Below are 24148 nucleotides of genomic sequence, written 5' to 3'. Positions count from 1 at the left end.
TTCTTAACTTTTCAGAGATCCGCCTATCCGATAGCAATACAGCTTGGTTTTGCGGCTATCGTTCAGTTCGAGCACCGATTCAGGGTGGCTATCCGGTATCGGAAAAGAGGACGAGATAAATAAACAGCCGTCCCGCATTTCCCGTCGGACTTTTTCGCCTATTTTCGCCATCACCAGCGGCGACAGGAAGGCGAACACCACATCAAACTCGCGTAAATCCTGCTCCCAAAAACTGGATCTGCCGACCCGGACATTAGCCAGATTGCGGCAACGCCATCTTGCCAGCAGCCAGGGTAGCGGCGCCCGCTCCAAGGCCACCACAGCCATGTCCGGCCGGGCTTTTGCAAGCGGCACGACAACGGTAGCCAGACCGGCGCCAATATCGATAAACGCTTGCGCCCGTTCGCGGCTTACTATTTCGATCAGCGCCTGACTGACAGCGGAAGACGATAAGAACAACGGCACATCACCTTTCACTGTCCCCCAAAATAATAGGGTTAGCAGCAGCAATGTCAGCAGATACAGCCAAGCAGGCAATTGCCAGCTCAGCCCCACTAACACGGTCGGCAAAAATAGCAAATGAATCGGCAGCCACCAGACAGGCTGGCGAAAACCGCGAGAGAACAGTGCGGCCAAGCCGGCCTGAATAGCGACAGCTTGCCAAACGCTAATGGGCAGGATTTGTGCGCGTAAGCCCATCACAGCGACACAGGCCATTAGCTGACTCAGGAGAGCCTTGAATAACTGCATCAGATCCTTACCGTACGTTCAGCCTAGTACTGACCGGGCCAAATTAATGCGCAGCGCCGTCCGCCCCTGTAATTTTGGTATTTTGCTGAATAGTCGGCGATATGGCCGGCAAACCGGGCACAGAGGTATCGCTGCTGCCGGGCTTATCTTCAGCGCCATCGTGCAGCACCTGATTTTCGGTCTTTTTATTCATCACGACGATGGAAATCCGCCGATTCATCGGATCGTTAGGCACGTCGCCCTTGTAGGGAATACTGGATGCCAAGCCGACCACGCGCAGCACCTTGTCTTCACTGAGTCCGCCTTGGGTTAACTCACGGCGCGCCACATTGGCCCGATCGCTGGATAGCTCCCAGTTGGAATAACCGGTGCGATTGCTGGGAAACGGCAATGCGTCGGTATGGCCGTTGATGGTGACTTTGTTGGGTAATTCGTTGATCACCGGTGCCAACTCGCGCAGGATGGCTTGCGCATAGGTTTCGATACCGGAACTGGCCAGTTTGAACATCGGCCGATTTTGCGCATCGATAATCTGGATTTTCAAACCTTCCGGGGTGGTTTCCAGCTTGATCTGATCTTTATATTCCGCCAACTTGTCATTGGCTTTCAGCATGTCCTCGATTTTTTCCTGCAATTTTTCCAGCTTGAGTTTTTCCTGCTCTTCCGCCAGTTTTTCAATATCCTCAGGCGTTGGCTCGGCCGGGGTATTTTCCCCTTGATGCACTTGCCCCTCGTCTTGCGATTTCAAGTCCTGGCCGCCGGCCTGAATGATGCTGGTCCGGTCGCCGGAGCCCTCACCGGGGTTACTGACAATCGCGACGCCAAACGGGTTTTGGAAATATTCGGAAATGCCTTTTTTAGTTTTCTCGTCGGTGGAACCGAGTAACCACATCAACAGAAAGAAAGCCATCATCGCCGTCACGAAGTCGGCATAGGCAATTTTCCAGGCCCCGCCGTGATGCCCACCGTGACCACCCTTCTTGATTTTCTTGATGATTATGGGTTGTTCGGCCATTGTCGTTTACCTTATTTGCCGGCTTTCAATTGTTCTTCCAGCTCGGTAAAGGTCGGCCTGGCATGATGTGGAATCGCGGTACGCATGAATTCCACCGTCATCGCCGGCGAAGTACCTTTCGCGCAATTCAGCAGGCCTTTTTGCGTGCATTTATAGGCGTTGCTTTCTTCTTCCAGCCGCGCTTCCATGACCGACGCTACCGGGCCGATAAAGCCGTAAGACACCAAAATACCCAGGAAGGTACCGACCAGCGCCGCCGCGATCAATTTGCCCAGTTCCGCCGGCGGAATACCCACCGATTCCATCGTATGTACCACCCCCATTACCGCCGCGACGATACCGAAAGCCGGCATGCCATCACCGACTTTTTGCACGGCTTTGATCGGCTCGTTGCCTTCGGCGTGGTGTACTTCGATTTCCGCGTCCATGATGTCTTCCAGTTGGTTGACATCAACCCCGGTCAGGATCAGCCTGAGCTTGTCGCAAATGAACTCCATCAGATGGTGATCGTGGACGATTTTTTCACCGAATATCGAGCTACCCTCCGGATCGTCCACCACTTTTTCCAGGGACAACAAACCTTCCTTGCGGGCCTTCTGACTCAGCGCGTTAAAGCTCATCAGCAGTTCCATGTAGTACTCCTTGGTGTAGGTACTACCTTTCAGCGTGGCGGTTCCGCCGGCCATCGCCGCTTTACTGGTGGCCAGCGAGTTACTGGCCAGGAAGGAACCGAAGGCGGCACCGACGATGATCAGCACCTCAACCGGCTGCCAAAGCACGCCCAGATGGCCGCCGGCCATCAAAAAGCCGCCCAATACACAGCCTAAAATAATCACATAACCAATGATTACAAACATGGTTGCCTCTAAAAAAACTAAAAGTTAATTATAAAAATCAAACTTACCCTGGGTTCGCTACCTTTACCGGCCGCCATGTAAGTTGCCGGATAAGTCTAGGCTATGGTTTTCAAACTCTCAGGCTAAATGCTCAGTTTTTTTTAAAACCAGCTTGCTGATAGCCGGCAGCACCACAAAAGTACACGTCATTATCCAGAAAATGCCGATAGTGATGACCAAGCCCATGCTGGAGATGCCCTGATGCGGGGAAAATGCCAAACCAACAAAGCTGGAAATGGTAGTCAACGCGCCGTAGAACATGCCGCGCGCGGTACTGGATTGATAAATATTCTGATCCTCGGACAACGAATGATGCAATTTTTCAACCATATGGATGCCGTTATCGACACCCAGCCCCATTAATAAAGGCAAAGCGATAATATTGGCAAAATTGATCGGCGTGCCGGTAAACACGGTAGTTGCCATTGTGAACAAGCCGGCCAACACTAAGGGTGTCATCACCAACAGCGTGTCGACGATACTGCGGCGTATGAACATCAGCAGCAAGGCAATCGCCACCAGGGCAATGATGATGGCTTCCTGGAAGGCACCGATCACCGCTTTCATGGATTCCCAATACATGACCGGCAAATCGGTGGCATTGGGCGCTACGGCCTGTACGTCGGTGATGAAAGCCTGCAAGTTACCGAGATCGTTCAAATCTTCCTTGGGAAAAATCTGAATCCGGTATAAGCCGTCTTTACTCAACCAGCGTTCCTTGATTTCCGCCGGGATACTGGTCGGTACAATTTCCTCGGCATGGAAACCGACGAGTAGCTGGTTCATGACCGTGGGCAAAGTGCCGAGCAACGAGGTTTGAATCTTCTCGATAAACACGCCGCGGTCCGGCTGGAATCTGGCTTCCAATTCCACCATCACGTCTTGCAACTGCTGTTTAAAGGTTTGCAGGGATTTGATGTCCGCCGGATTGGTTTTTTTCGGCAGGTTGGCATCAATCGCGGCGATCATCCGCTTGATGGCCGGCAACGGATCGGTGCCGGTTTTCAATTGCGGGAAAAACTGGCTCTGCGGACCCAGCGTCAGCACCATATCGTCGATGATACCCAATTTGCTTTCTTGATCGTCAGGCACAAAGTCGAACAAGCTGATGGTTTTGTCGACAGTCTTCAGGCTCTCCAGCTTTTTCTGCGCCGCTCTGGCTTCGTCTTCGTTTTTCACCAAAACCGTCAAGGTCATCGGCGAAGTTTCGCGCTCTTTCATCAAGTCCTTGAAGGCAATCACCGACTCGGTATGCGGATCGCGCAGATTCAAGGGATTGAAATCGGTTTGCACCTGAAACACAAAGTACACGGCAACCACCGCGCCAAGCAAAGTCAACAAGGAAATCGGTTTGGCATAGTGCAACGTATAATGAGCCAACACGTGGGTAAACTTCGACTCGCCGGGTTGCTCGCCATGCAATTGATGCACGGGCGGATTCGGCAACACCTTAAGCAGCACCGGCAGCACGGTCAGCGTAATGAATAAGCAAATGAACAAGCTGGTACCGGCCAGCAAACCCAACTCGGAAATGCCTTGGTAGTCGGTGGGAATAAAGGCATACAAACCGATGGAGGTAGTACCGGCGCACAGAATTAAAGACGGGCTGGTCGCCAACAAGGCCGAACGAATCGCTTTGCCCTTGTCGCTGCCGTAGAGATCCAGATTGTCGCGATAACGCAGGCAAAAATGGATCGCATACTCCACGCCCAAACCAATATTGGATACCGCGAAGGCCACCGAAATCAGATTCAGCTGTTTCACCGCCACGGAGGCGAACAATCCGCAAAACACCATGCCCAAAGCCAATGTCAGCAAGGTAGCCAGCATCAACAGCCAGGAACGGTAAGCAACCAGTAAAATGCCGCAGACCAATACGATGGAAAAAATGCTGGCGGTAAAGGTCCCCTCACTCATGCCGGCCATTTCATCGTGTTCCAAACCGACTTCGCCGGTCACCCAAACTTTGACAGCCGGCATGTTGGGGTCTTGAATTTTATCAGCAGCGCGCCGGATGACATTAATCGCTGGCTCTACCGGCAAAATCTGGGTGTAATCGAATTTTGGCGTGACGAAGATAAAGGCTTTGTCCGATTGCTCTTCGCTGATTTTGTTTTCGGCAATCAGTTTTTGCCAGGACAGCAGGTCGGTTTCGCCGTTCAGGGTCTTATGCAGCGAGTTGCTGACCTTGTCGATTAAAGACATCAGATCGATGGGCACTTCTTCGGTTTTGGTTTCTGCATTCAGCGCATCTTCGAAGATCGAGAAAAAGCCATTCAGGCTGGGATCTTGCGAGATGCGGCCGATAAACGGCTGGGCTTGCGCCAGCGTCACCGAAAAATCCTGCAACTTATCAGTATCCAGATACAGCAGGCCATTGCGCTGAAAAAACGCATTTTCATCCGGCCGATAGACTTTGGTGAAATGTTCGGTATCCGCTCTAAGCTCCCGGCTCAAGCGTTGGGCAGCGGCCTTGGTCAACTCCGGACTGGAAGACTCGATCACCAGCAGCAAGGTATGGACTTCCTGGCCGAACTGCTGTTCGAATTTGCGGCGGTTTTGCTGAAACGGCGCTTCCGGAGCGATCAGTTCCGCCGTATCGGTGTTGACGGTCAGATGATTGCCGGTGTATTGCGCGGCCAGATAAGCCAAGATTACCGAAGCCAGTAACACTAACCCCGGCGAATACAGCAACCAGTTGCCCCATCGAAAAGCGATATTTCCCAAACGTTTTTCCAAGGACATACTTAAGCGCTCACGACGGTGTTAATCAAGTACACGGTGTAACTGGCGTAAATGGCCAACAAGATGCCGCCTTCAACCCGATTGATGCGGCCTTGCTCGCCTTTTCTGGCGTAGCCCAAAAAGAACAGCGACACCGTTAACAAGGCCATCAGCGGCCAATCGCGATTAACGATTTCCACTGGAATCGACATCGGCTGAATCACCCCGGCCAAACCCACCACCGCCAACGTGTTGAATAAATTGGAACCGATGATATTGCCCAAGGCCAGATCGTGCTCGCCTTTACGGGCGGCGGCAATCGACGACGCCAATTCAGGCAAGGAGGTACCGATGGCGACGATGGTCAAACCAATCACCAAATCGCTGACGCCCAAATCCTGGGCAATCGATACGGCTCCCCAAACCAATAAGCGGGAGCTGATCACCAATAACAGCAAACCGGAAACCAGCCAGATGACAGCCTGAGCGCAGGACATCGCATGCTCTTCCAATTCTTCAGCAACTTCTTCGCCTAACACGTCGGTCGTCTCGGCTGTTTTACTCATCCCTTGTCGGACCATCCAGGTCATCACGCCAACGAATACCGCCAGTTCCAGCACCGCATCCATCCGCGACAGATCGCCGTCGTATACCTGACCTAGCACAAACAAGGTCACCGCGAACAACACCGGCAGTTCTTTTTTAACGATTTGCGAATGGACGGTAATGGGACTGATCAAGGCGACCATCCCCAGAATCAAGGCAATATTGGTGATATTCGACCCGTAAGCATTGCCCAGCGCTATACCCGGATTGCCTTGCCAGGCCGACAAGGCGGACACGGACAACTCCGGCGCGGAGGTGCCGAAACCGATCACCACCATACCTATTAACAACGGCGACATGCCCAGAAAACGCGCTATCGCCGCAGCTCCTTCGACAAAAATATCGGCACTCCAAACCAACACAATCAGACCGATGACTATCATCAACAGTGGCAAAGCCATAACCTACCCTTAATTTTAAAGATCAAAAAACCGAAATACTGCCCTACGTGACGCCGAATGCTAATCCACCGTCCACTGCACCAAACCGCTGTAAGCACTGGCAATCACCACCACGCCAAACACAATCCGATACCAGGCAAAAATGATGAAATCGTGATGACTGATGTAACGCAGCAAACCTTTTACCGCCAGCAAGGCACTGATAAAAGCCGCGACTAAACCGACCGCGAACGACAGTGCATCGCTTTCGATATGCAGCAAGTCGCGGTGCTTGTATAAGTCGTACAGACTGGCGACGACCAAGGTGGGAATCGCCAAAAAGAAAGAAAACTCGGTAGACGCCTTACGCGACAAACCGAACAGCAAGCCGCCGATAATGGTCGCGCCGGAACGGGAGGTGCCGGGGATCAAGGCAAAAGCTTGGGCGATACCCAATTTCAAGGCATCCAGCGGACTGAGATCGTCAACATTATCAACCCGGATTTTGTGCTCACGCTTTTCCGCCCAGATAATCACGAACGCACCGATGATAAACGCCAACGCCACCGGCACCGGCTTGAACAGCGCGGCCTTGATATGTTTGCCAAACAACAAGCCCAGCGTCGCCAGCGGCATAAACGCAATCGCCAGATTCAATACAAATTTTTGCGCCTGCCTGTCGCTGGTCAATCCGCTCAATACCGAGCCGATCTTGGCCCGGTATTCCCAGCAAATCGCCAGAATCGCGCCGACCTGAATGACGATGGTAAACAGCTTGGCTTTATCGTCGTTAAAATTCAGCAAGTCTCCGGCTAAAATCAAATGACCGGTGCTGGAAATGGGAAGAAATTCGGTTAAACCTTCAACTACGCCGAGTATCAGGGATTTAATGATGAGGGTAATGTCCATTTTTTATCAGGCTCCGTACCAGTCAGGTACCAGGGTCGAAATCAGCATGTCGATGAAGTTGATGTAAACCAGTCGAATTTGGTAAGCCTATGAAAAAGCCATATAAGCGGGGCGGGATTATAGTCGAAATCTCAACCATTACGTAACTTTACGCTGTAAGGCACGGCAAATCCTGGCATTTATGACCGACGTGCCTGGCAGCAATTTAGGTTTGGGCGTGCTTTGCATAGCGCTCTCCGGTCTGCCAGAATCGCCGACAGTACAGGCACTGCCGTTGCAGTATTAATCCCGCTCAGTCTGGGAAGGTGTTTAATCATGGCCATTGCATATCCTCCACTGATAAGCGCTCTTTGCGATCCTGCCTGTTTCCCGCACCCGGTCAAACGGGTCACCGTGCTGGAAACTCATATTTCCTGGGTATTGCTGGCCGGCCGCTATGCTTACAAGATTAAAAAACCGGTCGATTTGGGCTTTTTGGATTTCAGCCAACTTAGCCAGCGCCACTTTTACTGTCAGGAAGAAATTCGCTTGAATCGGCGTCTGGCGCCCGGCATTTATTTGCAGGTGGCGGCTATTGGCGGGAGCCCCAAACAACCCCGAATCAACGCGGAGCCGGCGTTTGAATATGCGGTAAAAATGCGCCGCTTTGCCGCCGGTAAGCTGCTGGATACTTTGCTGCCCCATCAGGAAATTACGCCAACGCATATCGACAGCTTGGCCGACACTATCGCCCGGTTTCATAGGGGCTTGGCGCCGGCGAGTCCGGACTCGAACTACGGCTCTCCGGCCACCATTGAAGCGCCGGCCCGGCAAAATTTTCAGCAATTGCTTGAGTTGATGAAACCCGAAGATGCCGCATTGATCAAGTCAATGCAAGATAACTGTCGGCAAGCATTTTTGGCGGCCGAAAACCTGTTTTTGCAGCGGCAACAAGCCGGCTTTATCCGTGAATGCCACGGAGACCTGCATCTGGGCAATATCGTGCTGTTAAGAGGTCGGCCGGTCGCATTCGACGGTATCGAGTTTTCGCCCGAATTGCGCTGGATAGATACGATGAGCGATGCGGCATTCCTGATCATGGACTTGCTCCATCGCGGGCGCGCCGATCTGGCGTACCGGTTTTTGAACGCCTATGTGCAAATCAGTGGCGATTACGCTGGCCTCGGCGTGTTGCGCTTTTATCTCAGTTACCGGGCCGCGGTGCGCGCGAAGATTGCCGGGTTCAGGTTTGCGCAAACCGGCGCAGAATCGGCCAGACAAGCATGCCTAAGTTATTTAAATTTGGCCGACAGCAGTTTAAGCCCGCGCAAACCGGCATTGCTTCTGACCCATGGCCTGCCAGGTTGCGGTAAAAGCGCGGTATCGCAATTACTATTGGAAAAACATCAGCTGATCCGCTTGCGTTCGGATGTCGAGAGAAAACGGCTGTTTGGGTTAAGCGCCCTGCAAAAAAGCAGTTCGGCAATCGATGGCGGCATATACCATCCACAAGCCGGCCAAAAAACCTACCAACATTTGCTAGACCTAGCACAAACTCTGCTTAAATTCGGGTTCCCGGTTATTGTCGATGCCGCATTTTTGCAACACGCCCAACGCCGCCCGTTCCAGTTACTGGCACAAAGCCTGGGAATTCCTTTCGTCATTGTTTCGATACAGGCTAAGGACAAGGTGCTGCAGCAACGCATACAGCGTAGACAAGAACAAGGCGGCGACCCATCGGAAGCCGACTTGAGCGTATTGGACAAAGCCAAGACAGGCGCCGAAGCATTGCAAACCGAAGAGCTGCCGTACAACCTCGTATTGACCAACAATAGCGACGGTCTGGACGAAATCGATCAACAAGCAGCTTGGCACGAGCTGGCGCGAACACTAGGATAAGCCAAGCCAAACCGGCGTTTGCCGAAACGGACGCTGTAAAACTGCGCGCTTGGACAATATTAAATTCACGGTAAATTAGGCGGAGAGGGTTGGCATTTCCTACTGTCCACGATCTTTGTTAGAATCGCGGGTGATCGCTAGATAATTAAACCAATAAAAACCACCATTTGAGCCATGAATAAAAAGAAAATTATAATATTTGCCGTCTGTCTGGCAGGCCTGCTAGCCATTCAGATTAAGTTTTTCCTGCCGTTTATGTACGACATCGCCGCTTCCGATTTATTTTTGGTGGAAAGCAAGGACGCGGCTAACCCTATGTCCATTAGCACAGACATGACCGCTATGGCGTTCGCCCACTGCAACACCTACATCAAAAACGAAGCCGACGAAGATCAAAGCCTGTCATTTGCCAGCCAACCGACCAATGCCTGGACTCTCGGCAACTACGAATATATTGTCAATGCCGACGTGGAAATCAGCGGGAAAGACAGCCCCAACGTGATGCGTCACTACGCTTGCCGGATCCAATACGGCAAAGGCGACGACACCTCCGGAGCCAGCGATTTCGAAAATTGGTCTGTCGAAGGTGTAAGCGGATTGACCGACTAATCCGCATTCAGTTTGCTAGCGCATCCCCTCCGGCAACCGGAGGGTTTGTCTAAAACCGCTCTAAATCACGTCATCGTTTGATACTTTTTGCTGTTGCAGACTTCTTTGGCAAACAGCTTGTCTGCAATGTAATCCAGCCAAACCCCTCTTTCGGGTTTTCCCGCTGCTACAAAGCCGCATGGCGGCAAGCAGATGACTTACGCTCGACTCCCTGAATCAACAAACTTATAAACCTGAGCCACTGCGCAGCACGCAGAATACCTGCCCTGAGTAAGCACATTTATCAAGAATTGAGATAAGCTTATCGCCAGCAGATAAACCGTGCACCCGCACACGCAAAGCCGCGCTGACCGTGACGCCGTTCGTTTCAAATCAAGTTCTTCGGTACCAACACATGCAAAAAACTCACTTATCCCTGCTGTTCACCGGCCTTACGCTGACATCGTTCGCAGTTGAAGCCGGCCCCGTGCAAGACGATTTCAGCACCTGGATCAGCAATACCTATCAAACCGATTTCGGCGGCAGCCCCTACTTAGCTTTTCTGGAATTGGCACCGCGCACCAAAACCGACAATACCTTGTTTAATCAAATTATTGTCCGTCCGCTGCTCGGCTATAAGCTAACCAACAAATTGCAGCTCTGGCTAGGCTATACCTGGCAAGGCGAATACAACGAGCAAACCGACTTTGAAATGGCCACTAACGATGCGATGCAGCAGGTGCAGTGGATAGACAACTGGACGTCGCAATTGAATTTTCAGTACCGGTTTCGTCTCGAGCAACGCTTCTTTGCCCACGAAGGCGACGTCGGCCATCGCATGCGGCACCGCTTCCGTTTAGTCTATTCAATACCGGACAGCCAAGCTTATCTAATCGCGCTTGATGAGCTGTTTGTGTATTTCAATTCCATAGACGAGGGCCGGCTGGCGCGATCCGTGCAGACCGGTATCAACCAAAATCGCAGTTATGTCGGGGTGGGCTACAAAGTAACCAAAAATTTGAATGTCGATACCGGCTATCAATTGCAATACATCCATAACTACGGCTCGCCCGATGTTACCAATCACGTTTGGCTAACCAATATCAATGTCAATTTCTAAGCCAGAGAAATGCGGGGATTTTTTCGCTACCACCAGCGAGGCACTGAGACCAAGCTTTGGGCTGACTCTATATGCAGCCCGCCTGGGCTGCATATAGAATCCTCGGCTCTCAGCTAAAAAAGCTCAACCGGTTTTTCACTTCCACAGCAACCAAGGCATCGTAATGACGCCGCAATACCGAGTCCGTAGGACGCGGAAATAAAGTGGCTTCAATTTCGCTTTGCAGCTGTTCCAGAAAACTGGAGCTTGGTTCCGTGCTGTCAGTAGCGACAGACTGGCTGGTCGAAGTTGCTGGCGTTTGGCCTTTAGCGGAACGAAATAGTTTGCCGAAAAAGGAAAGTTCGCAACCCTGAGACGAGTATGCGCACGCAGCGACCAGGCCGGTCAGTATGAACAATACAATGGCTTCGAACATATCAACACCTCATGACTAATAAAGAATACCGGCCAAACCAGGTTGCAAAGTCAACCAGGCCGGTGCCGGCGACTCTTGCTTAGCAATTAGAATGCCACCACTAAAAACGCATAAGTCATTGTTAAATAATTAACAAATAATTTATCAGCACCTAAAACCCTGCCGTTTTCCCAACAATTTGTCGGTAATACGCCAAGGAGCATGACAGGCGAAGCGGCAAGCCGCGGTGTGGAAGTAGATGTTTCCGGCAAAAGCCGGAATCCATGGTAACAATGACGCTCTCTACTGCCCGGAAACAGCGAGATTCGACGGCCGGATTAGTGGTTGGCTAACGCGGAGGCAAAATAATGAAAATGTTAGGCTTGAAATATCTCCCGACGTTTGGATGTTGGTTAACGGCAATCGCACTGTTGGTTTTTATCGAGCGCGTCAGTGCGCACTGGTACCAATGGGATCGCTTTCTGCTGAGTACCGCGCACAGCATTAGAAGTATCTTGCTGGATCGTTTTTTTGCCGCCATCACCTGGACTGGTTCGCTGTTCATTCTGGCCCCGATAACCGCAGTGCTAAGCGGTGTTCTGGTGAGAAACAGCCGTATCAAAGAGGCAGGGCTGATGGTCTTGAGCCTAACGGGTGTTGCCCTGTTCAGTCGTCTCGCCAAGCTTTGGTTCGCTCGCCCGCGGCCCGACTTTTTCCCCGTTGTGGGTGAAATCCCCTTGGACGCCTCCTTCCCAAGTGCCCACACCGCGCAAATCGTTGCCTTTGCTACGGCCTTATGCTGGATGTGCAAACCCGAAAAACTGGGGCTTAACTTTTACGCTTTGACCGGGTTTACGCTATTGACGGTATCCCTGGTTGCCGTCTCACGAGTCTATCTGCAAGTTCATTTCCCCTCGGATGTACTAGCTGGCGCCTTACTGGGACTATTGTGGGTGCTGGGTTTAATTAATCTGCTGCAAAACGGCGGCATATTCATCAGGTGAGTCATGCGAAACAAGTTTCTTAATACCGGACAAAGCGGTTATCACCCTTTAAGAAAATTGAAGGTCTGTTTGTCAGGTCTGCGCTACGCGGTTGTTTATGATTTTAGTGTGGCCTATAAGGTCGTACTGTCCGTGTTGATTTTGGCCGTATGCTTTTATTTTCGCCAATGGGTGGATTTCATCTCGGTACTTACCGCCACCGGGCTGATGCTGATATGCGAAATGTTTAACACCACGATAGAGGCGCTCTGCGATTTCGTGGAAACTCGGCAAAATGAAAAAATCCGCGTCATCAAGGATATTGCCGCAGCCGCGACCGGCATCAGCATTCTGATTTGGGCAGTGATCATGCTCTCGGAGCTCAGCTACTTAGGGTCGTTAATCGCTTGATCCGCCGCTGATAAAGATTTCTCAGGCACCATCAGACAAATAGCTACAAGAGGCAGACGGCGCAGCGACTTAAAAGCAAAAACCGGAGATTGCTCAATTTCACCAGCTTTAGCCCGGCTGGGGATAAATCGCCCCCACGCTAGATAAGCATGACGAATGTTAAGATACATAAATCCCTTTATGCCCCTGGGTGCGGAGGGAGAGAGTTTTCTGTGATGTTTATCAAATCCCTTAAATGGGATGAGGGCGGGAGGATAATATGGGACGATTGGCTTTTATGCTGTGGCTATTGCTTGGGCTGGCACCGCTGCAAACGGCAATAGCGTTGGACATGCAAGACGTTCCGGAGCCGTTAAAACCCTGGGTCAACTGGGTATTGGCGGATGAAACTCAGTATCGTTGCCCGTTTATCTTCGACGATTTTCAACAAAAACACTGCGCCTGGCCGGGCGCTCTGCACCTGAATTTACAAGCTAAGCACGGCAGCTTCGTTGCCGAATGGACCGTGTATCGCCAGGATTGGATTAGCTTGCCGGGCGACACGCAACATTGGCCGCAGGCGGTCACCGTCAACAAACAAACCCAGCCGGTCGTAGAAAAAGACGGTAAGCCGGCCCTGCACTTGCCCGCCGGCCGCTACCAGATTAGCGGCGAATTTTTCTGGGAAAATTTGCCGGAGCAACTGGCATTACCCGAAGCCAGCGGCTTGATTCAGCTCAGCGTCAACGATAAGCCGGTCGCGTATCCACCCATCAAGCAAGGTGCCTTGTGGCTGAATACCGAGAACGCCGACACTGCCGACCGGGAGCAGGATAGGCTGGACCTGCAAGTATTCCGGCAGGTGCAGGACGAGGTGCCGCTGCAAGTCATTACCCGTCTGGATTTGGAAGTCTCCGGCAAGGCGCGGGAGATTGAGTTTCCTTATGCTTTACTGCCTAATTTTATCCCGGTGGCGTTGAATAGTCCGTTGCCGGCTCGTCTGGACGGAAACGGCCGGCTCTTGGTGCAAGTGCGGCCGGGACGCTGGAGCATAGACATTCATGCCCGCCATCCGCAAGCTTTGACGCAACTGGATTTGGCCGTAACTGACCAGAACTGGCCGGCGGACGAGTTGTGGGCGTTCCAGGCCGTGCCTGCCTTGCGTTTGGTGGAGATCGAGAATTTGACCGCGATAGACGGCAGCCAAACCAATCTGCCCGCCGAATGGCAGCATTTACCTACTTATCAACTCCAGCAAGGCGAGAGTATGAAGTTTAAGGTCATGCGCCGCGGCGACCCTGAGCCCGAACCGAATCAACTCAAGCTGCAGCGCACGCTGTGGCTGGACTTCGAGGGCGGCGGTTACACGGTCAGCGATAACATCACCGGTACGATGAGTCGCGACTGGCGTTTGAACGCGGTGCCCGAGCTGGGACTGGGCCAAGTGCAACTGGACGGTCAGAGCCAATTGATCACGCAACTGGCGGATGGCAACCAGGGCGTGGAAGTGCGCCGCGGTGCCATCCAGCTGAATGCCGACAGCCGGATCGAAGCCGATTTAAGTAGCTTGAGCGCCAGCGGCTGGCAACAGCGTTTTCAACAAGTACAGGCTGAATTGAATATCCCGCCGGGCTGGCGTCTGCTGGCGGTCAGCGGCGTGGATAATGTGCCGAATAGCTGGTTAAACCGCTGGACCTTGCTGGACTTGTTTTTGGTCTTGATCGCTGCATTGGCCGCGGGCCGACTCTGGTCGCCACAATGGGGCGCATTTGCCTTGCTCAGTTTGGCGCTGATTTGGCACGAAACCGATGCGCCGCGCTTGATTTGGCTGAATATGCTGGCGGTGTTGGCGTTGCTGCGGGTATTACCGGCGGGTAGCTTTTGGCAATGGTTGAAATGGTATCGCAACGCCAGCTGGCTGGCGCTGCTAATGCTGACGATTCCATTCATGATAGCGCAGATTCGTATCGGCATTTATCCGCAACTGGAACTGCCCCGGCAGCCTATTCAACGTTTGCATTCGATGGTGAGCGCCGCCGCACCAATGGCGATGCAAGTAGAACAAATGGCGGATTCGGCGATGGCGCCGGAGCCGGAACTTAGAGAACTTGCTAAAACGGAGTCCGAGTATTCCGCTAAACCCAAGATGTCGAGTGCTTATGGTGGCAGCGCTGCCAGTTTGCAGCGGATCGACCCGGACGCCAATCTGCAAACCGGTCCCGGTTTGCCGCATTGGGGCTGGCAGCGCGTGGAGTTAAGCTGGAACGGCGCGGTTGATAGCGACCAACAAATCCGGCTGTGGTATTTGTCGCCATTTATGCTGATGTTGCTGCATTTTGCCCATGCCCTGTTGGTGGCGGTGTTGGTGTTAAAAATGCTGGGAGCCATCGCCGCCAACTGGCGCTTGTCCCTGCCGACTTTGACCTGCCTGTTGCTGCTGCCGTTGTTGATGGCGCCCAGTGAAAAGGCCTATGCCGATCTGCCCGACGCGCCAATGCTGGAGCAACTGAAAGCCCGCCTGCTGCAAGCACCGCAATGCCTGCCCAACTGCGCGCAGATCGCCGACATGCAATTAATGGTAAAGCCGGAGATGTTGCGCATCGAACTGCAATTGCACGCTCAGCAAGATTTGGCAGTACCGTTGCCGGCCCAGCTTGAGCAATGGTTTCCGGAGCAGGTCAGCGTCGATGGCGGCGAGGCGCAAGCCTTGATCAGACAGGATGACGGCAGCTTGTGGCTGGCTGTGTCGCCTGGAGTACACAAAGTGACGATGCAGGGCCGCTATACCGCGCAGGATAAATTTAGTTTGCCGCTGCCATTGCCGCCGCAACACGCCGGTGTTACCGCCGACGGCTGGCGGGTGGATGGTTTATACGAGGACGGCAAGGTGGGTCCACAACTGGAGTTCAGCCGATTGCAACCCGATAGTGGACCGAAAAATAAACTACAACAAACTGCCTTGCCGGCATTCGTGCGGGTGGAAAGAACCCTGCATTTGGGCTTGGACTGGCGGGTGACCACCCGCGTCGAGCAATTGGCCGGCGCACTCAGTCCGGTGTTACTGGAGCTACCGTTGTTGCCGGGCGAAGCGGTCACCAGTCCGCAAGTGCGAATCAAGGACGGTAAAGTATTAGTCAACATGGCGGCCGGCCAGGCGACTATGGAATGGGAGTCCGCATTGGCTAAAACCGAGCAATTGTTATTGCAGGCCGCCGATACGCCGGAATGGCACGAGGTTTGGCGTGCCGATGTTAGTCCAATCTGGTATTTGCAGGCTGACGGTATTGCGGTGGTGCATCATCAGGATAGTCAAGGACAATGGCTACCGGAGTGGCGGCCTTGGCCGGGCGAGCGGGTCAATCTAACTATCAGCCGTCCGCAAGCGGTGGCAGGGGCGACCTTGACCATCGATAGAAGTGAGCTCATGGTCAAACCTGGGCAGCGTAGTGAAACGGTGGAATTGACCTTGAGCATCCGTAGTTCCAAAGGTGGACAACACCCCGTGAAACTGCCGGAGCAGGCGGAACTGCAAAGTGTGACGATAGACGGCGTGAGTCAGCCGATTCGTCAGCAAGGTGCTGTGGTGAGTTTGCCGATACATCCCGGCACTCAGCAAATTGTGTTGAATTGGCAGACAGCGCAAGAACCCGGTTTGCTGTTACGCACGCCGCTGGTTGATCTCGGCGTTGCCAGCGTGAACAGTCGTATTCAGTTGCTGATGCCGCAAGAGCGTTGGTTATTGTGGACCTTTGGGCCGAAGTTCGGGCCGGCCGCGTTGATCTGGGGCTTATTGATAGTGCTGGCCGTATTGGCGCTGGGCTTGGGTAAGCTGAGTATCACGCCGCTAAAGCATTGGCAGTGGTTTTTGTTGCTGATCGGCTTGAGCCAGTTGCATATTACCGCTGCATTTTTGGTGGTGGGCTGGTTGTTTGCTCTGGGTTTCCGCGCCGAGCATGCACCGGAACGGCCGCGCTGGTTCAATTTGGCGCAAATCTGTTTGGCCGGTTTGACGCTGCTGTCCTTGTTGCTGATAGCAATAGCGGTCGAGCAAGGTTTGTTGGGTAATCCGGATATGCAAATTGCCGGGAATCAATCGTCTGCGACCTTGCTAAATTGGTATCAGGATCGCAATGGTCCGCAGTTGGCCATTGCCACGGTAGTCAGCCTGCCTTTACTGGCCTACCGGATTTTGATGCTGGCTTGGTCGTTGTGGATGGCCGCAGCCTTGTTGAATTGGCTGCGCTGGGGCTGGAACTGTTTTATCGGTGGTGGGCTTTGGAAAAAATCACAGCCTCAAGTGGCCGTGCCGAAATCAGAAGCTTGACATAGCAGATACCCCCGGCACAGCCCTCATCGTTATACACAAGTCTCCCAACGACTAAACTACCAGGAGGCATGAGGCATGAGGCATGAGGCATGAGGCATATAGATGATGGAGAACAGCGATGAGCAATTGGGCCGAAGAAGAAGTACAAACCGCTGATTTGGAAGATCGGCGCCTGAATAAACGATTGGCACTGTTACTGGAGCGATTAGGCGAACATCCCCAGCTCAGCATCCCGGCGGCCTGTGGCGGCTGGAAGGAGACGATGGGCGCTTACCGGTTTTTCGACAATGATAAGGCGACTTTCAAAAAGATACTGGCGCCGCATCGAGATGCCACGGTCGAACGGATGAAGAGCAGCCCGGTCGTATTGCTGGCGCAGGACACGACGGAGTACGACGAAAACATTTGTTTGGGGCCAAAAGGTCTCGGTACTTTGAAAGAGATGGCGAAACATGCGCGCCGACTACATCCGACCATCGCCTTTACGCCGTCGCGGATTTGCTTGGGTGTCGTCAAGGCAGCGTATTGGGCGCGTGACGGCGCCAGCCCGCGACAAGCGCGGCGGCACAAAGGCGTGGACGAAAAAGAAAGTCGGCACTGGCTCGAAAGCTATCAGGATAGCTGTGCCTTACAGGCGCAAATGCCGGACAGTTTATTGGTCAATCTCGCCGACCGCGAGGGCGACATTTACGAATGGTTTGTCGAATACCAAGACTATGCGCCGACTGCTCGCGCTGAATGGATTGTTCGGGCGACGCAGAACCGAGACCTTCTGGTCGAGCCGGAAAATGCGGCGAAATGGCTATGGTCGGCCCTGGATCAAGCGCCGGTCATGGGTTATACCGAGGTTAATGTCAAGTCGCGGCCGAACCGTGCAGCGCGACTGGCGCATATCACGGTACGCGCCGCCACGGTGCCCCTCAAGCCGCCAACGCGTATTGGGTATCGACTGCCGGCATTGAGCATCAACGCGGTGCTGGCGCGCGAAGAGACGCCGCCAGCCGGCAAGGAACCCTTGGAATGGCTCCTGCTGACCAGTTTGCCTGTGGCGAGTTTCGAGCAAGCGACTACGGTGGTGGCGTGGTATGGCGTGCGCTGGTGTATCGAAGTGTACTTCCATGTATTGAAGAGCGGTTGCCAGATCAAGCGGCTACATCTGGAATCGGAAGAACGGCTACTACCTTGTTTGGCGCTCTATATGGTTATTGCCTGGCGGGTGTTATTCAGCCTGATGCTCGCGCGCGCAGCGCCGGACATGGATTGCGAGATTATTTTCGATCCGCAGGAGTGGCGAGCGGCTTATATCGTCGTCAAGCGCTGTCCACCACCGCTCACGCCACCGCGCCTCGGTGAGGTAATCCGACTGATTGCAAGCTTAGGCGGTTATTTTGCCCGCAAACACGATGGTCCACCGGGTGCCAAGGCCATGTGGATCGGCTTACAGCGCTTGCGCGATTTTGTCATCGCCCTCAATGCTCAACAGGATCTCGCAATGAGATGTGTATAACGATGAGGGCACAGCCGGGGGCTTTATTACGCGCAATGACCCTCAAAGCTTTCTCTAACCGGCTACGTTTCAACGCAATGCTTTCGCCACGCCTTGTATAAGTTCCAAGGGCGAGACTGTGCAATACAGCCGCGTCACCAAGCTTCTAAAACCACCACTTTCCAGCCCCGATTCTCCGCCGGCCTTAAACTTACCCAGGCGGCGATCTGCCTTGAGGGCGCGGATTGACCCGCTGATTGGCTTTGGTAATAGCCCACGCCGGCGTCTTGATCGGCGATTTCAGCCGCGAGCTGGCGCAGTTCCGGTATCTGATTGAAGCGCTCCTCACGGAACAAATTAAGGCCAATCTCCTGCGGATCGCTATCGTAAAGCAGCAGGCCATCATCTTGCACGACCCACACTGTGCGTTTTTGGGTCTGAGTATCCTCGGCCAGCAAACCACCCAGAAAATCGACCGGTTTGATGCGCATGGAAATAAAGCCCGGGATGGTTTTACCCTGTTTGATCGGCACCACCATCGTGACGGCGGGAAAGCCTTCCGGGGCTTGATAAATCCGGCTCAGAATCGGCACTCCCCGCTCCAAAACCATCCGGTTGTGCTCAAGTTGCGAGGTATCGGCACCCAGCGCTTGGCGATATTTGGCCGGCGCCACCGCAACGATAGTGCCGGGCGCACGGGTGGTAGCGAAACTTTCACCGCGCGGATAACGTTGCAGCAAGCTCTCCAGTAAGCCGCTGGATGCGGCTAAATCGGCGTTGCCGTGTAAGGACTCGGCGGTTTGCTGCATGCCCATGCGCATTTCGTTCAGGTTGCCCAAGATGCGGTCCGCGATCTGATTGGCAGCCGTCAGGTTCTGATTGGAAATACGGGTGACATCGGCTAGCGCACGCTCCACCTGCTGCTTTTCCTGCTTGACGAGTTCGCCTTCAGCCACCGCCAAGTCTCGGGCTTTATGCGCCTCCACGCCAAATTTGAAGGCCAGCCCGGCGCCGATCAAAATCGCCAGTAATACCGCCAGACTAGCCGCCAGCACGACTTTGTTACGGGCGATGAAGCGGCGTAGCAGTTCGCCACGCGAATAGGCATAGGCACTCACCAAGCGGCCGTCGCGATAGGCCCGCAATTCGTCGGCTAACGCAGCCGCATTCGGAAACCGTAAGGTTTTGTCCTTGGATAAGGCCTTGTCGCAGATGGCGATCAATTCCGGCGGCATGGGCAGCTTCGGATCCCGCGCCGAGGGCATGGGCGCCAGCGAACTGAGTTGCGCCAATATTTCATCAGCGCTACCGCTTAGCGGCGGATGGCCGGCCAATAAATAATAGAGAATACAGCCAAGCGCGAACACATCGGAGCGCGTATCTACCGCACCGAAATCGGGATTGGCTTGTTCCGGCGCCATATAGGCCGGGGTGCCGAGAATGTCGCCGATCCGGGTCAAATCCGCATCGTCGGCAGCCTGAGTGGATGCAGCATGCAGCAGCGGCGCCAGATCGGCTTCGTTTTCCACCTTGGCCAAGCCCCAGTCCAACACAATGGTTTCACCGAACGGGCCCAGCACGATATTGCCGGGTTTGATGTCGCGATGAATCACGCCTTTGGAGTGGGCGTACGCCACCGCTTCGCAAACGTCGATCAGTCTGTCCAGCAAACTCAGGCGCCGCGACAAGGCATGCTCGGCCAACACCTCGTCATTACAGGCTTTTAGGGCTTTGGCCAGTGTATCGCCACGCACCAAGCGCATCACATAGTAGGGCGCGCCGCTTTGCTTCGTTCCCAGATCGTAAACCGGCACAATCCCCGGATGCTCCAGGCGACCGGTGATGCGAGCTTCGCGCAGAAAACGTGCGCTCAGCTCGATATCATCATTCGCTGCCTGATCCAGTAATTCCTTGATCGCCACTTCGCGGCCGATGCGCTCGTCAAAACCCAGCAACACCTGACCGCCGCCGCCCACGCCCACGGCGCCGCGCAAGGAATAATCATCGTTGAATTTACCGTCCTGCTCCGAACTGCCGTTCAACACCTGTGGGTAGGGGCGAGGCTTGATCCGGGTCAGATCGTCGTCTTTGGGTTTGATGAGGGTAGCGTCGTCGTCTTCCGGGAGCATCATCTCAGACAGCTTAGCCTTGTTTAGTCTTTGCGCAGCCTGATCAAGACTGCGGCGCGGGCTTGCGGTCGGCATGCCCCAGATCCCGCTCGGGGGCAATTTGGTCGCGCACCAATTGCTTTAACTCGGTAATCTCCGGAAACCGGCCTTGCTGCTTGCGAGACCAAACTAATTCGCCGTTGGCGCGCACCTCGAAAATACCGCCGGTATCCGGCTGCAGCACCAGCTCGTCCAGTTCCTGTTCAAAAGTGCTTAACAATTCTTGCGCCATCCATGCAGCGCGCAGCAACCAGCGACATTGCGTGCAGTAGCGGATTTCGACGCGGTTCATGGCTTACAACTCGTCCCGCAGGCGTTTGTATATGCCACCGAAACTGCCGTTACTCATCAGCAACACATGGCAAACGCCGCCGGCTTGGGCTTTGATGGTGGAAATGATGCTTTCCAGGTCATTGTAAATCTCGATATTGCCGGCGTATTTCAGCAGCTGGCTTAAGTCCCAACCCAGGTTGTCGGGCTGATAAACGATGGCCCGGTCGGCTTGGCCCAACGATTCTGCGAGCGATTGCGTATGCACGCCCAGCCGCATCGTGTTGGAGCGCGGCTCGACGATGGCCAGGATTTTTTCGTTACCGACTTGTTGGCGCAAGCCGTCCAGCGTGGTTTTTATCGCTGTCGGATGGTGGGCAAAGTCGTCGTAAACGGTAACACCAGCACTTTTGACGATGACTTCCATGCGCCGTTTCACATTTTGAAACTGCTGCAAAGCCGCTATCGCATCTTTTGCCAGAATGCCGATATGCCGGGCGGCGGCGATGGCAGACAAGGCGTTGTAGACGCTATGGCGACCGGTCAAAGTCCACTCGACTACTCCTTGCTCTTCACCGGCAAAACTGACGCTGAAGCGACTGCCGTCAGCTTTTAACAAGTGCGCTTGCCAATCGCCCTCACCGTCGATCGCAGTTTTCACAACTGGCGTCCAGCAGCCTGTTTCCAGCACTTCGGTAACATGTTGTTCGCAAGCCGGCGCGATGATCAGACCTTCGCTGGGTATGGTGCGCACCAGATGGTGAAACTGTTTTTTAATGGCGTCCAGGTTTTCGAAGATGTCGGCGTGATCGTATTCCAGGTTGTTCAAAATCGCGGTGCGTGGCCGGTAATGGACGAATTTGGAGCGTTTGTCGAAAAAGGCGCAGTCGTATTCGTCGGCTTCGATCACGAAAAAATCCGACTCGCCCAAGCGCGCGGAGATGCCGAAATTCAACGGAATGCCGCCGATCAGAAAACCCGGTTTGAAACCGTTGTATTCCAGCACCCAAGCCAACATGCTGCTGGTGGTGGTCTTGCCGTGCGTACCGGCCACCGCCAATACCCATTTATGTTGTAACACATGTTCCGCCAACCATTGCGGACCGGAGATATAGGGCAAGCCTAAGTTCAATACCGCTTCCACTTCCGGATTACCGCGTGACATGGCGTTGCCGACCACAACCAGATCGGGTTTAACGTCCAAATTTTCGGCCTTGTAGCCGTTCATCAGCCGAATACCTTGCTCTTCCAGTTGCGTGCTCATCGGCGGGTAGACGTTTTGATCGGAGCCGCTGACGGTATAACCCAATTCGCGGGCGATCAAGGCCAAGCCGCCCATGAAGGTACCGCAAATGCCGAGGATGTGGATGTGTAGTGGCTTTTGTAATTCTGTCATTCTGATAATTTTAGCGGGTTTAATGAGATTCAAATCCGGAATTGGATCGTCAGCGAATTGGATCATTTTTTGGGTTCTTCCGGCTTTTTTTCTTCCTCGGCTTTGGGTTCGCCTTCGATTTTTTCTTCGACTTTGGCTTCCGAACCTTTGGCGCCAGCCGCTTCTAACTGCTTTACGATGTTTTCCCGGCCAAGCTTTTTGGCTTTATCGAGTATTTTCACGCTCTGGCTGTCCGCCGCGTTGACGTTGGCACCGGCCGCGATTAACACGCCAACGATGTCGGCATTGCCAAACATCACGGCATCCGTTAATGCGGTGGAACCCAGTTTATCCGCCAAATTGACGTCGGCGCCATAAGCCAGCAGCGCCTTGACAATCCGTAAATTGCCGTTAAAACTGGCTGCCATCAGCGCAGTACGGTCGGTCTCCAGTTTGCCATTGACGTCCAAGCCTTGCGCCAATAGCGCCTCGACGCGATCCAGCTTGCCGGTGGCTGCGGCAGCAAACAAATCTTTAGTATCTTCGGCAAGCGCCTGCAGGGACCAGGCGATTAGCCCGGCGCTTAGAAATCTGCGGATATTCATCGGATTGCTTGCTTGCGTTTGGGTATGAGTTGGGTTGAAATAAGGCAAATACTGATTTACATCATCTATCAATGAGCGAAAAAAACAAAGTTTTAGTTGAAGCCCAACCCTATTATATCGAGGCCCAATCGTCCCCCGAACAGAACCGCTATGTGTTCGCCTATACCATCACCATCACCAACGTCGGTTCCACACCGGCCAAATTGCTGACTCGCCACTGGCTGATCACCGATGCCAACGGCAAGGTGCAGGAAGTCAACGGCGACGGTGTGGTGGGAGAAAACCCGCATCTTAGCCCTGGCGACTCATTCCGCTATACCAGCGCGGCGATGATAGAAACTCCGGTCGGGGTGATGCAAGGTAAGTATCAAATGCAATCGGACGCCGGCGAAAATTTTAACGCAGCCATTCCCAAATTCACTTTATCGATACCTAGAACGCTGCACTAATGGCGATTTATGCAATTGGTGACATTCAAGGCTGTTACGACGAGTTCCGTCGTTTGCTGGACCATATAAGCTTCGATCCGAATCAGGATCAACTCTGGCTGGCCGGCGACTTGGTGAACCGCGGCCCAAAATCCTTGGAAACGCTACGCTTTGTGAAAGGCTTGGGTTCTGCGGCCGTTACCGTACTGGGCAATCACGATCTGCACTTGATTGCGACCGTGGTGTCGCTGGGCAAGGCCGGTAAAAAAGACACGCTGAGCGACGTTTTAAGGGCCGAGGATTGCGAAGAGCTGATAACCTGGCTACGCCATCAAAAGCTGTTCCATCACAATGATAATTTTTGCATGCTGCATGCCGGTTTGCCACCGCAGTGGGATTTTGAAACCACATTGCGCATGGCGCGTGAAACCGAGCAAGCCATGCAAAGCCCGGATCACGAACGCTTTTTCCGCTCCATGTATGGCAACAAGCCCGTAGTCTGGCGCGACGATTTACTGAAAACCGAAAAGCTGCGCTTTGCGATCAATTGTTTCAGCCGGCTGCGCTATTGCACCCTGGACGGCGTGATGGATTTTGGGCCCAAAGGCGCTCCCGGCAGCCAGCCCGACCACTTAATGCCCTGGTTTGAAGTGCCGGGCCGCAAAAGTATCGATATGCGCATCATCTTCGGCCATTGGTCCACGCTGGGCTATTTCGCCGGCTATAACTGTTACTCAATAGACACCGGCTGCTTGTGGGGCGGACAATTGACGGCGCTGGAACTGTCAGAACAACCCAGACGTTTCAGCATCGACTGCGCGCCCGTGCAAAACCCCAAGGCTTTTTCAGAATAGTG

Annotated in this window: 20 protein-coding genes; 9 read left to right on the top strand and 11 right to left on the bottom strand. The window is 53.7% G+C overall.

Features of this window, described 5'->3' with window-relative positions; all coding sequences use genetic code 11:
* Positions 1–3: 3 nt before the first annotated feature.
* The 6 genes from ACMXD4_RS01450 to ACMXD4_RS01425 form a co-directional block, all read right to left on the bottom strand.
* Complete coding sequence (locus tag ACMXD4_RS01450) at positions 4–750, bottom strand: hypothetical protein (RefSeq protein ID WP_171696859.1); 747 nt, start codon at positions 748–750, stop codon at positions 4–6.
* Positions 751–793: 43 nt separating this feature from the next.
* Complete coding sequence (gene motB / locus ACMXD4_RS01445) at positions 794–1765, bottom strand: flagellar motor protein MotB (RefSeq protein ID WP_171696860.1); 972 nt, start codon at positions 1763–1765, stop codon at positions 794–796.
* A gap of 11 nt (positions 1766–1776) precedes the next feature.
* A complete protein-coding gene (gene motA / locus ACMXD4_RS01440; protein WP_033158218.1) occupies positions 1777–2622 on the bottom strand; it encodes a flagellar motor stator protein MotA in 846 nt (281 codons plus the stop codon).
* Between the two features lie 117 nt (positions 2623–2739).
* The gene (locus tag ACMXD4_RS01435; RefSeq protein WP_415879629.1) at positions 2740–5406 is read right to left on the bottom strand and encodes an MMPL family transporter; all 2667 of its coding nucleotides are present in this window, start codon (positions 5404–5406) and stop codon (positions 2740–2742) included.
* Between the two features lie 2 nt (positions 5407–5408).
* Positions 5409–6392: a calcium/sodium antiporter gene (locus tag ACMXD4_RS01430; protein ID WP_171696862.1), complete on the bottom strand. Its 984-nt coding sequence runs from the start codon at positions 6390–6392 to the stop codon at positions 5409–5411.
* Between the two features lie 60 nt (positions 6393–6452).
* Positions 6453–7280 carry an undecaprenyl-diphosphate phosphatase gene (locus ACMXD4_RS01425; RefSeq protein WP_033158221.1) on the bottom strand — a complete coding sequence of 276 codons (828 nt, stop codon included), beginning with the start codon at positions 7278–7280 and terminating at the stop codon, positions 6453–6455.
* Between the two features lie 315 nt (positions 7281–7595).
* On the opposite strand from ACMXD4_RS01425, the gene ACMXD4_RS01420 reads away from it, so the two are divergent.
* The 3 genes from ACMXD4_RS01420 (at position 7596) to ACMXD4_RS01410 (ending at position 10866) form a co-directional block, all read left to right on the top strand.
* A complete protein-coding gene (locus ACMXD4_RS01420) occupies positions 7596–9158 on the top strand; it encodes an AAA family ATPase (RefSeq protein ID WP_415879628.1) in 1563 nt (520 codons plus the stop codon).
* Between the two features lie 174 nt (positions 9159–9332).
* A complete protein-coding gene (locus ACMXD4_RS01415) occupies positions 9333–9767 on the top strand; it encodes a hypothetical protein (protein WP_033158222.1) in 435 nt (144 codons plus the stop codon).
* A 394-nt stretch (positions 9768–10161) separates the two neighbouring features.
* Positions 10162–10866, top strand: a complete 705-nt coding sequence (locus ACMXD4_RS01410; protein ID WP_171696864.1) for a DUF2490 domain-containing protein — start codon at positions 10162–10164, stop codon at positions 10864–10866.
* A 109-nt stretch (positions 10867–10975) separates the two neighbouring features.
* On the opposite strand, the gene ACMXD4_RS01405 is transcribed toward ACMXD4_RS01410, so the two are convergent.
* Positions 10976–11281, bottom strand: a complete 306-nt coding sequence (locus ACMXD4_RS01405) for a hypothetical protein (protein ID WP_171696865.1) — start codon at positions 11279–11281, stop codon at positions 10976–10978.
* 347 nt (positions 11282–11628) lie between these two features.
* Here ACMXD4_RS01405 and ACMXD4_RS01400 point away from each other — a divergent pair, with 347 nt between their 5' ends.
* The 4 genes from ACMXD4_RS01400 (at position 11629) to ACMXD4_RS01385 (ending at position 18467) form a co-directional block, all read left to right on the top strand.
* Positions 11629–12264, top strand: coding sequence for a phosphatase PAP2 family protein (locus ACMXD4_RS01400; protein WP_171696866.1), 636 nt, complete (start codon positions 11629–11631; stop codon positions 12262–12264).
* A 3-nt stretch (positions 12265–12267) separates the two neighbouring features.
* Entirely contained in the window at positions 12268–12654 is a 387-nt protein-coding gene (locus tag ACMXD4_RS01395) for a diacylglycerol kinase (RefSeq protein ID WP_171696867.1), read from the top strand.
* A gap of 259 nt (positions 12655–12913) precedes the next feature.
* A complete protein-coding gene (locus ACMXD4_RS01390) occupies positions 12914–16957 on the top strand; it encodes a hypothetical protein (protein WP_415879627.1) in 4044 nt (1347 codons plus the stop codon).
* Between the two features lie 121 nt (positions 16958–17078).
* Positions 17079–18467, top strand: coding sequence for an IS4 family transposase (locus tag ACMXD4_RS01385; protein WP_415878102.1), 1389 nt, complete (start codon positions 17079–17081; stop codon positions 18465–18467).
* A 134-nt stretch (positions 18468–18601) separates the two neighbouring features.
* Here the strand turns inward: ACMXD4_RS01385 and ACMXD4_RS01380 are convergent, their stop codons facing one another.
* From ACMXD4_RS01380 to ACMXD4_RS01365, 4 genes are all read right to left on the bottom strand, one after another.
* The gene (locus tag ACMXD4_RS01380) at positions 18602–20650 is read right to left on the bottom strand and encodes a serine/threonine protein kinase (protein WP_171696869.1); all 2049 of its coding nucleotides are present in this window, start codon (positions 20648–20650) and stop codon (positions 18602–18604) included.
* Complete coding sequence (locus ACMXD4_RS01375) at positions 20619–20906, bottom strand: SelT/SelW/SelH family protein (protein WP_033158228.1); 288 nt, start codon at positions 20904–20906, stop codon at positions 20619–20621. Before ACMXD4_RS01375 ends, ACMXD4_RS01380 begins: the two co-directional genes overlap by 32 nt.
* Positions 20907–20909: 3 nt before the next feature.
* Complete coding sequence (gene mpl / locus ACMXD4_RS01370; RefSeq protein ID WP_415879626.1) at positions 20910–22280, bottom strand: UDP-N-acetylmuramate:L-alanyl-gamma-D-glutamyl-meso-diaminopimelate ligase; 1371 nt, start codon at positions 22278–22280, stop codon at positions 20910–20912.
* A 62-nt stretch (positions 22281–22342) separates the two neighbouring features.
* Positions 22343–22864 (bottom strand): ankyrin repeat domain-containing protein, encoded by a 522-nt coding sequence (locus tag ACMXD4_RS01365; protein WP_171696871.1) that lies wholly within the window; start codon positions 22862–22864, stop codon positions 22343–22345.
* Between the two features lie 71 nt (positions 22865–22935).
* On the opposite strand from ACMXD4_RS01365, the gene apaG reads away from it, so the two are divergent.
* Both apaG and ACMXD4_RS01355 read left to right on the top strand, forming a co-directional pair.
* A complete protein-coding gene (apaG, locus tag ACMXD4_RS01360) occupies positions 22936–23313 on the top strand; it encodes a Co2+/Mg2+ efflux protein ApaG (RefSeq protein ID WP_020484295.1) in 378 nt (125 codons plus the stop codon).
* Positions 23313–24146, top strand: coding sequence for a symmetrical bis(5'-nucleosyl)-tetraphosphatase (locus ACMXD4_RS01355; RefSeq protein WP_171696872.1), 834 nt, complete (start codon positions 23313–23315; stop codon positions 24144–24146). The genes apaG and ACMXD4_RS01355 overlap by 1 nt, the downstream gene beginning before the upstream one ends.
* Positions 24147–24148: the final 2 nt, after the last annotated feature.

Origin of the sequence: Methylomonas sp. TEB (assembly GCF_047777895.1) — a bacterium.
Classification (GTDB): Bacteria; Pseudomonadota; Gammaproteobacteria; order Methylococcales; family Methylomonadaceae; genus Methylomonas.
Note: the sequence above shows the minus strand (reverse complement) of the source record. Positions and strands in the feature narration are given on the sequence as shown.